This is a genomic window from Dietzia sp. SYD-A1, assembly GCF_015356725.1.
Lineage (GTDB): Bacteria > Actinomycetota > Actinomycetes > Mycobacteriales > Mycobacteriaceae > Dietzia.
In genome coordinates this window covers 1-9,029 of sequence record NZ_JADDKI010000397.1, presented here as the reverse complement: position 1 = coordinate 9,029, position 9,029 = coordinate 1, and the positions used below count along the sequence as shown (strand labels likewise).

Annotated in this window: 9 protein-coding genes; 5 read left to right on the top strand and 4 right to left on the bottom strand. The window is 70.9% G+C overall.

Features of this window, described 5'->3' with window-relative positions; all coding sequences use genetic code 11:
- Positions 1-56: 56 nt before the first annotated feature.
- On the bottom strand, positions 57-1,073 hold the full coding sequence (gene zapE / locus IY392_RS14490) for a cell division protein ZapE (protein ID WP_194861590.1): 1,017 nt from the start codon (positions 1,071-1,073) through the stop codon (positions 57-59).
- 51 nt (positions 1,074-1,124) lie between these two features.
- Between zapE and IY392_RS14485 the strand changes: the two genes are divergently transcribed.
- From IY392_RS14485 to msrB, 4 genes are all read left to right on the top strand, one after another.
- Positions 1,125-1,877, top strand: coding sequence for a dihydrofolate reductase family protein (locus IY392_RS14485; protein ID WP_194861589.1), 753 nt, complete (start codon positions 1,125-1,127; stop codon positions 1,875-1,877).
- Positions 1,874-3,397 carry an alpha/beta hydrolase gene (locus IY392_RS14480; RefSeq protein ID WP_228549447.1) on the top strand — a complete coding sequence of 508 codons (1,524 nt, stop codon included), beginning with the start codon at positions 1,874-1,876 and terminating at the stop codon, positions 3,395-3,397. The genes IY392_RS14485 and IY392_RS14480 overlap by 4 nt, the downstream gene beginning before the upstream one ends.
- An 80-nt stretch (positions 3,398-3,477) precedes the next feature.
- The gene (locus IY392_RS14475) at positions 3,478-4,644 is read left to right on the top strand and encodes a glycosyltransferase family 87 protein (protein ID WP_309230170.1); all 1,167 of its coding nucleotides are present in this window, start codon (positions 3,478-3,480) and stop codon (positions 4,642-4,644) included.
- Between the two features lie 9 nt (positions 4,645-4,653).
- Positions 4,654-5,094, top strand: a complete 441-nt coding sequence (msrB, locus tag IY392_RS14470; protein WP_107756572.1) for a peptide-methionine (R)-S-oxide reductase MsrB — start codon at positions 4,654-4,656, stop codon at positions 5,092-5,094.
- On the opposite strand, the gene hemQ is transcribed toward msrB, so the two are convergent.
- Genes hemQ through hemE form a run of 3 tightly spaced genes read right to left on the bottom strand, consistent with a single transcriptional unit; the run spans position 5,095 to position 8,318 of the window.
- A complete protein-coding gene (gene hemQ / locus IY392_RS14465; protein WP_107756573.1) occupies positions 5,095-5,790 on the bottom strand; it encodes a hydrogen peroxide-dependent heme synthase in 696 nt (231 codons plus the stop codon).
- Between the two features lie 3 nt (positions 5,791-5,793).
- Entirely contained in the window at positions 5,794-7,176 is a 1,383-nt protein-coding gene (locus IY392_RS14460) for an FAD-dependent oxidoreductase (RefSeq protein ID WP_194861588.1), read from the bottom strand.
- Between the two features lie 2 nt (positions 7,177-7,178).
- Entirely contained in the window at positions 7,179-8,318 is a 1,140-nt protein-coding gene (gene hemE, locus IY392_RS14455; RefSeq protein ID WP_228549446.1) for a uroporphyrinogen decarboxylase, read from the bottom strand.
- A gap of 82 nt (positions 8,319-8,400) precedes the next feature.
- Between hemE and IY392_RS14450 the strand changes: the two genes are divergently transcribed.
- Positions 8,401-8,988: a DUF3000 domain-containing protein gene (locus tag IY392_RS14450; protein ID WP_182613192.1), complete on the top strand. Its 588-nt coding sequence runs from the start codon at positions 8,401-8,403 to the stop codon at positions 8,986-8,988.
- Positions 8,989-9,029 lie beyond the last annotated feature (41 nt).

Sequence of the window (9,029 nt, the reverse complement as noted above, 5' to 3'; positions counted from 1 at the left end):
GGTGGACTGGTGGGTGGATCGCGTGGACTGCCGGTACGGGCGGTCTCGATCCCGGCTCAGCCGCCCACCGTCTCGAAGCGTGACAGCGCGAGGAGCCGGGACGTGGCCCGGAGATATTTCTTCCGGTATCCGCCGGCGAGCATCTCCTCGGTGAAGATCGCGTCCAGCTTCTGCCCCGAGTTGCGGACGGGGATACCGGCGTCGTAGAGGCGGTCCGCCAGGACGACCAGGCGCAGTGCGATGGCCTGGTCCGGCAGCGGGCCGACGTCCCGGAGGCACACCCTGGTCACCCCGTCGACGAGGCGGTTGTACTTGGACGGGTGGAGGGTGGCCAGGTGCCCGCACAACGCGTCGAAGTCGTCCAGCGTCGACCCGGGTTCCGCCTCGGCGTCCGCCTCGAGCGCCTCGTCGGACATCGGGTCCGGCGCCGGGGGCAGGTTGCGATGCCGGTAGTCGGGCCCGTCGACCCGGATCGACTCGAAGATCCCCGACATCTTGCGGATCTCGCGCATGAAGTCCTTGGCCGCGAAACGACCCTCACCGAGCTGCTCGGGGAGGGTGTTGGAGGTCGCGGCGACGCTGACACCCGCCGTGGTGAGTTCCGCGAGCAGCCGGGACACCAGCATGGTGTCGCCGGGATCGTCGAGTTCGAACTCGTCGATACACAGGACGGAGTGTCCGGACAGCTCCTCGACCGCCCGGTTGAAGCCCAGGGCGCCCACGACGTGCGTGAGCTCGACGAACGTGCCGAACGCCTTCGGTTCGGGACACGTGTGATAGATCGAGGTCAACAGGTGGGTCTTGCCCACCCCGAAGCCACCGTCGAGGTAGATCCCCGCGCCTTCCACCGACTTGGGCCGACGCCCGAACAGTCCCTTCTTCGGGGTGCGACGGGCCACCACCGACTCCGCGAATCGCCGACAGGCGGTGACCGCGGCCTCCTGCGAGGGCTCGGCAGGGTCGGGGATGTAGGAATCGAAACTCACGTCATCGAACATCGACGGCGGGACCATCTGGGCCACGAGTTGGTCGGCAGGGACCACCGGGGTGACGTCAACGAGGCGGGAGACCATGCGATGAGCCTATCGTGGGGCGACAGGCGTGAAGAACGGAAGGAGGCCCGGGTGCTGTCGACACGACCACCAGCGCTCGGCGACGACCCGGCGTCGCTCGACGCGATCTGGGCCGCGCTCCGGCCGGAGAGCCCGACCGCGGCACCGGTGATCCGTGCTGTCATGATCGCCTCCGTCGACGGCACCACGACCGTCGACGGCCGGAGCGGGGGCCTGGGAACGCCCACCGACCGCCTGGTCTACGACGCCATGAGGGCCCGCGCCGACCTCGTCCTGGTGGGCTCCGGCACGGCGTTGGCCGAGCACTACGGGCCCGCCGAGGTCAGCCAGGTCTGGGCGGACAGGCGGACAAGGCCCGCGCCCACCATCCTCGTACTCACCCGGTCCCTTCCCGACGAGCTGATCGACCTCTGTGCCGACACCGACGACAGGATGCAGATCGCGGCGGCACACGAGACGGACCCCCGGCTCGTCGGGGCCGCGCGGGCACGGGGCGTGACCGTCCATGTGCTCGACCCGGGCCCGACCGGTGCCGCCGTCCGTGCGTTGGCATCCCGCCTCCACGCCGCCGAGGTGGACTTCGAGGGTGGCCCCCGACTCCTCGGGGAGCTCCTCTCGGAACGCGCCGTGGATGAGCTCGTCCTCTCGGTGGCGCCGGAGGTGATCGTCGGAGGCGACGACTCGACACTGACCCCGGGCCACGGGCATGGATACACCCGGGTGCCGATGCGCGTCGTCTCGGCGTTCTCCTGCCCGTCGGGAGGCCTGTACACCCGCTGGGTGGTCGGTGAGGGCGTCCGTTGACCGGGAGACGTGGCGCCCGTTCCACCCGCGCGGTGCTCACCGCGCTCGTCGCAGTCGTGGCCGTGGCCGGGTGTGCTCCCCTACCCGCCTCGGGACCGCGACTGGCCACCGGTGACGGCCCCGGTCGCGCGCCCGCTCCCGACAGCGAAGCGGAACTCATCACCCCACCAGACTGGGAGACGCCCCGATCCGAGCTCCAGTGGATTCCCTGTGCGGAGGGCGGGACCCGCGGGCTTCCCCAAGACGCCCGGGTCGACTGCGCGCTGCTCGGCGATACCCCTGTCCTCCGCCTCACCACCGGGGACACACCTCGGGACGCAGCCCCCCTGGTCGTGGTGGCCGGACCCGGCGATCCCGCCGACTCGCTCGCGATCAGGTTCGCCTCGGCGGGCACCGAGATCGTGGGATCGCATCCGCTGGTGATCCTCGACCACATCGGCCGCACCGGACCCGCCGGTGCCTGCCTGACCCCGTCGGCCCGCCGCACGCTGGACGAACTCGCCGAGCGGGGTACGGACCCCGGGGCACCGGACCTCCGCGGCGAACTCGCCCAGACCGCGCAGTCCTGCACTGATCAGCTCGCCGGGCGGGAACTCGACTTCGGTGCCGCCGGGGCGGCGGAGAACCTCGAGGAACTGCGTCGGTCGTGGGGTGTGCCGGGGCTCGCGGTGCTCGCCCTGGGCTCGGGCGCCCGCACCGCCCTGGACTACGCCGGGGCACACCCCGATCGGTTGTCGCTCCTGGTCCTGGACTCCCCCGCACCGTGGGACGGCGACCAGGAGACCGCCGCGCGATCCGCGCTCGACGGCTCCGATACCGCGTTACGGCTGTGGGCGGCCTCCTGCACTCGTCCCGAGTGCGGCCCGGGCGACGGGGAACAGAGGGTCGAGGCCGTCTCCCGCGCCCTCGACGCCGCGAGAGATCCCGGGGCCCGCGTGCCGGCCGCGCTCCTGTCCGACGTGATCCGATCCGCACTCACCGACCTGTCCGGTGCCTCCGCAGCGGAGGCGTCCGACGGGGACGAGATCCTCGGTGAGATCGCGGGGACGGACCCCGATGCGGGCGCCCCCGGTCCGTTGGTGCGTGCCCGGGCGGAGGCGTTGAGGAGCTCCTCACTTCCGTACGTCGCGGAGTGCTCCGACCTGCCCAGGCGGGTTCCGGTCAACCGCGTACCCGAGCTCGCCACCGAATGGGCGGACGACGCACCCTTCGGGGAGATCCTGGCCGCCCAGCTCTCCGCCTGTTCGACCTGGCCCGTCCCGGAACGCACGCCCGTGGAGCTGCCCGGATCCGTGCCCGTGCTCCTCATGGGAGGGATCGCGGACCCCGTCGCCGGCGCCGCCGCCCTGGAACCCACCGCGGGCATGCTGACCGGCGCCGGGGCGGGAGACATCCGGATTCTCACCTGGGGCGCTCCCGGATCGTGGGTGGTGCTCCACTCGGCGTGCGCCCGGTCGACCCTCTCGGGCTTCCTCGCCGACCCGACCACCGTCGACCGATCCGTGGCCTGCCCGTCCTGACCCGGGGCGCCTACGAGAAGGACGTGCCCCCGACCGGTAGCCTGCACACCGTGCCGTTGCCGACCCGAAGCACTGACTCCGTGCCCCGCCTGTTGAACCAGATCCTGTGGCCGTTGGCGATCATGACGGTGATCCATCGCGTGCTCATCAAGGCCGTCAACGGATCCATCACGAACGACTTCGGGACCGTCTACGCGGCGACCAGGCGCTTCCTCGCGGGCGAACCCGTCTACAGCGAGAACCTGCTCACGGTTCAACCGCACTATCTCTACGCCCCGAGCGGCACGTTCCTCCTGGCCCCCTTCGGCGTGATCGACAACTACACGGTGGCCCGGTGGCTGTTCATCCTGGTCAACGCCGCCGCGATCATCGCCGCACTGTGGCTTCTCATGCGATTGTTCGACCTCGACGTGCGGTCGTTCGCCGCCCCGGCGATCCTTCTGGGCGCGTTCTGTACCGAGGCGGTCACCAACACCCTGGTGTTCACGAACGTCAACGGCGTGATCTTCCTGTGCCAGGTGTCCTTCCTCTATCTGCTGTACCGCAGGCGACTGTGGTGGGCCGGGGTCGCGATGGGGCTGTCACTGGCGATCAAGCCGATGCTCGCGCCTCTGCTGGTCCTCCCGCTGATCCGTCGACAGTGGCAGCCCTTCGTGGCCGCCCTGGCGATCCCCGCCGCCACGATGGCCGCGGGGTGGGCGCTCACCGTGGACGCCGGCCGGTATCTCGAGGTCACCGCGCCCTACATGAGCGAGGTCCGCGACTACTACAACAGCTCCATCGCCGGGCTCGGTCTGTACTACGGCGTCCCCGACCCGCTCATCCTGGTTGCCCGGATCCTCATCGTGGTGGCCACCCTGCTGGCCGTGTATCTCCTGCTCGACTACCGGCACAACCACGAGGTGTTGTGGCTCGCCACCACCTCCGGGGTCATCCTGACCGGTGTGTTCCTGGTCTCCAGCCTCGGCCAGATGTACTACTCGATGATGCTCATCCCCATCATGCTCACCGTGGTGCTGGACAAGTCGTTCGTCCGCAACTGGCCCGCCTGGTTGGCGGCCTACGGGTTCTTCACACTCGACTTCTGGGAGTCGGCGCGATGGCCGTACTACGGGCGCCTGCTGGAGTTCGCCCACCCCACGCTCGGATGGCTGTTGCTGCTCTGCACCGTGCTGGCGATCCTGCTGTGGCGTCGGACGGACCCGCGTCGGCACGAGCGGATCGCACCGGCCGCGGCGGCGGCGTAGCCTGCGGGCATGAGTGAGCGCACCGACACCCCCTCCAACACCCCGCACCCCTCCTTCACCCTCGATGACGCCGAGTGGCGCCGCAGGCTGACCCCGGAGGAGTACCAGGTCCTGCGCCGGGCGGGCACCGAGCGGCCGTACACCGGCGAGTACACCGACACCAAGACCGAAGGGGTCTACCGGTGCCGTGGCTGCGGGGCCGAGCTGTTCCGCAGCGACGCCAAGTTCGACTCCCACTGCGGCTGGCCCTCGTTCTTCACGCCGTTGGCCGGCGGGGCCGTCATCGAGCGGACGGACACCTCCCTCGGGATGACCCGGACCGAGGTGTTGTGCGCGAACTGCCACGGCCACCTGGGGCATGTCTTCTCGGGCGAGGGCTACCCCACCCCCACCGATCTGAGGTACTGCATCAACTCGGTGAGCATGACCCTCGAACCCGCCGAGGACTGATCAGGGCATCGAGGTGGCGAGCTGCTCGGCGCTGACCCGGGGACCGGTGAAGAACGGGATCTCCTCGCGCACGTGACGGCGCGCCTCGGTGCTGCGCATGACGCGCATGAGGTCGACGATCCGATCCAGTTGCGGGGCCTCGAAGGCCAGGAGCCATTCGTAGTCGCCGAGCGAGAAGGACGGCACGGTGTTGGCGCGGACGTCCGGGTATTCGCGGGCGGCGCGCCCGTGCTCGGCGAGGATGCGGCGACGCTCCTCGTCGGGGAGCAGGTACCACTCGTAGGACCGGACGAACGGGTACACGGAGATGTACGCGCCCGGTTCCTCCTCGGCGAGGAAGGCCGGGATGTGGCTCTTGTTGAACTCCGCGGGCCGGTGCAGGGCGGTGTTGGACCAGTAGGCGGTGCTGGCCCGACCCAGGATGGTGGTGCGCCGGAACTCGTTGTAGAACCGCTGGAGATCCTCCATGTGCTCGGCGTGGGTCCAGATCATGAAGTCGGCCTCGGCCCGCAACCCCGAGACGTCGTAGAGCCCGCGGACCACCACGTCCGTGTCGTCGAACCGCGCGAGGAACCGCTCGAGGTCAGCGGTGACCGCGGCCCGGTCCTCCCCCAGCTTCCCGGGGGTCACGGTGAAGACCGAGAACATGAGGTACCGGAGGGTCGAGTTGAGCTTCTTGTAGTCGAGGCGTGCCATGTCTCAATCCTGCCACCCTGCCGCCAGCCGCCGGGCCGCGGCCCGCGCGGAACCGATGCACGCGGGCACACCGACCCCCTCGGTCGCCCCTCCGACCACCTCCACCCCGGGGAGCCGGTCCGCCAGTACGGCCCGCACGTCCGCGATCCGGTCGGCGTGCGCCGGCCCGATCTCCGCGAGGGAGTCCTGCCAGCGCCGGACGCGGGAGTGCAGGATACTCGGCGCGGATCCGCACACGCCGGCCAGGGCGGATTCAGCCATCCGGGCGAGCGCGATGTCGTCGGCGAGGAGCACCTCGTCGTCGTCCAGTCGCCCGAACGACACCCTCACCAGGTGGCCGGGCCGGGTGTCGAGATGGGGCCACTTGCGACTGGTGAAGGTCATCGCCTTGAACGGCACCGGCTCGTCGGTGGCCACCAACACGCCGGACAGCTCGGGCAGGCCCAGCCCCCTGTCCACCTCCATCGCCACCACCGCGGACGAGGCCGTCCGGATGCCGGTCAGGCCGGTCACCGCGTCGTCCACTCCACCGGCCGCGGCCAGGAGCGGCGCGGCGTGGGGGACGGGGACGGCGACGACGACGAGGTCGGCCTCCTCGACCCATGACCCGCGTGCGCCGGTGACGGTCAGGGTGTAGCCGGTCTCTTCCCGATGGAGGGCGGTGCAGGCGGCCTGTGTGCGCACGCGCGCCCCCGAGGCCTCGATCAGCGACCCCACGAGTGTCCTGTATCCACCGTCCAGGGTGGCGAACACGGGTCCCGGGACGCGGTCACCCACGAGCTGACCTACAGCGTCGGTCAGCGTCGGGGCACCCCGGTCCAACACCTCGGCGAGTCCGGGGACCACCTGGCGCAGGCCGAGCCCCGAACTGGGCGCCGCGTACACGCCGCCGAGCATGGGGTCGACGAGTCGCGAGACCACCGCGTCTCCGAACCTCTCGGCGACCAGGCGGCCCAGCGAGACGTCGCCGCCTGGCTCCCACTCCAGTGGTGTGTCCCTCTCGCGGGCGGCGGCGTCCGACTCCGCGGGGGTCAGGACGCCGGTCAGGGCGGTCACGTCGGACGGCAGCCCCATGACGGTGCCGGGCGGCATCGGGACCAGCCGGCCGCCGGTGAGGATCGCCGGGCCGAGCGGGCCGGGATGGCGCAGGGCGTCGGTCAGGCCCAGCTCGGCGACGAGTTCGGATGCTTCCGGGCGACGGCCGATGAAGGCCTCGGCCCCAAGCTCCATAGGCCCGGACGGGAAGTCGACCGTGTGCAGCGCCCCGCCCGGGATGTCGGACGCCTCGAGCACCGTGATCCGGGCGTCAGGAAGGTCGAGGGCGAGCTGATAGGCGGCGGTCAGGCCGCTCAGGCCACCACCGACCACTGCGACTCGAGGCGCCACCCCTACTTCCCGCTCAGTTCGTGGACCAGCTCCACCACATGGGTCACGGCGCCCGGGTCGGTGGCGGGCAGGACCCCGTGCCCCAGGTTGAACACGTGGCCGCGGGCTCCGAGCTCACGCGCGCGCGAACCCTCGTCGAGGATCCGGCGGACCTCGGAGTCCAGGGCGGGGCGATCGGCGAACAGCATGGCGGGGTCGAGGTTGCCCTGGAGCACCTTCCCCGGCACCCGCCCGGCGGCGTCGTCCAGCGGGATCCGCCAGTCCACCCCGACCACCTCCGGACCGGCCTCCCCCATGGCGCCGAGGAGCTCCCCGGTGCCCACCCCGAAGTGCGTCCGGGGAACGGTGGAGATCACCTCGTCCGAGAAGATCCCGGCCGAATGCGGCAGCACCATCGAACGATAGTCGCGCAGGCTCAGCGCCCCCGCCCATGAGTCGAACAGCTGCACCGCGTCCACACCGGCGTCGATCTGGGTACGCAGGAACACCGTGGTCAGATCGGCCAACTTGGACATCAGCGCGTGCCAGACGTCGGGTCGGGAGTACATCAGGGACTTGGTGTGCTCGTGGTTGCGGCTGGGGCCTCCCTCGATGAGGTAGGAGGCCAGGGTGAACGGGGCGCCGGCGAATCCGATGAGCGCGACGTGCGGGTCGAGCTCGGCGATCACCAGGCGGACGGCCTCGCCGATCTTCTCGAGGCGGTCCGGTGTGAGGTCGGGCAGGGCGGCGACCCCGGCCTCGTCGCGGATGGGCGTGGAGACCACCGGCCCGGTGCCCGGGACGATGTCGATGTCCACCCCCGCCGCCGCGAGCGGGATGACGATGTCGGAGAAGAAGATGGCGGCGTCCACCCCGTGGCGCCTAACGGGCTGCACCGTGATCTCGCAGGTCATCTCGGGATCGAAACAGGCCTCGAGCATGGTGGTCCCGGCCCGGAGTTCGCGGTACTCGGGGAGCGAGCGTCCCGCCTGACGCATGAACCACACCGGGGTGCGGGCGGCGCCGGTGCCCCTGACTTCGTCGAGGTAGGGTCCGGTCCCGGCTCGTCGAGCCGTGGCGGGCCCGGCACCCCGGGAATCAGCGGACCTGGGATTCGAGGGCACATCGGAGTTCAGCACACCCCCATGGTCCCATGAGTCCATCACCGGGGCCCCTCACCCCACCCCGGTGGCAGACGGCGCGCCTCCTCGGGCCGCCGTCGGCCGGTCGCTAGCGTGAGGCCCTGTGAGCACATCGGTCAATGACGGCGAGCCCGAGGTCTTCCGGGAGGCGGTCGAGTCGCTGTCCCGGCTCGAGGTCCGCCCTGAGATCTCCGTCGGCCCGATCCGTCCGCCTCAGAGACTGGCGCCGTACAGTCACGCACTCGGCGTGGAGATCATTCCGCCCGGCGGGGACGATGTGCCCGAGTTCTCCGACGGCGACGCGTTCGGCCGTCTGATCCTCCTCCACGACCCCTCCGGGGACGACGCGTGGAACGGCACCCTCCGACTGGTCGCCTACATCCAGGCGGACATGGAGGCCTCGCTCGCCGGTGATCCGCTCCTGCCCCGGGTCGCCTGGAGCTGGCTCACCGAGGCCCTGGAGGAGGACGCCGGACCTTACACGTCCCTGGGCGGGACAGTCACCAGTACCGCCTCGGTGCGCTACGGCGACATCTCCGGGCCACCGCAGGCCCATCAGCTCGAGCTGCGCGCGTCGTGGACCGCACTCGACCCCGACCTGACCGGCCACGCGGCCGCGTTCTGCAAGACCCTCTCGCTCGCCGCCGGACTCCCGCCGGTCGGCGTGACGTCCCTACCCCGTCGGGCGTGAGCGGCCGACGTCGCGGCCAGACCCCGCCCGGGGCCCCACCG

Excerpts from the sequence above, each read along its gene's own strand:
- zapE (WP_194861590.1), bottom strand. The coding sequence starts at position 1,073 with ATGGTCTCCCGCCTCGTTGACGTCACCCCGGTGGTCCCTGCCGACCAA.
- msrB (WP_107756572.1), top strand. The coding sequence starts at position 4,654 with ATGAGTGAGCGCACCGACACCCCCTCCAACACCCCGCACCCCTCCTTC.
- hemQ (WP_107756573.1), bottom strand. The coding sequence starts at position 5,790 with ATGGCACGCCTCGACTACAAGAAGCTCAACTCGACCCTCCGGTACCTC.
- hemE (WP_228549446.1), bottom strand. The coding sequence starts at position 8,318 with ATGGACTCATGGGACCATGGGGGTGTGCTGAACTCCGATGTGCCCTCG.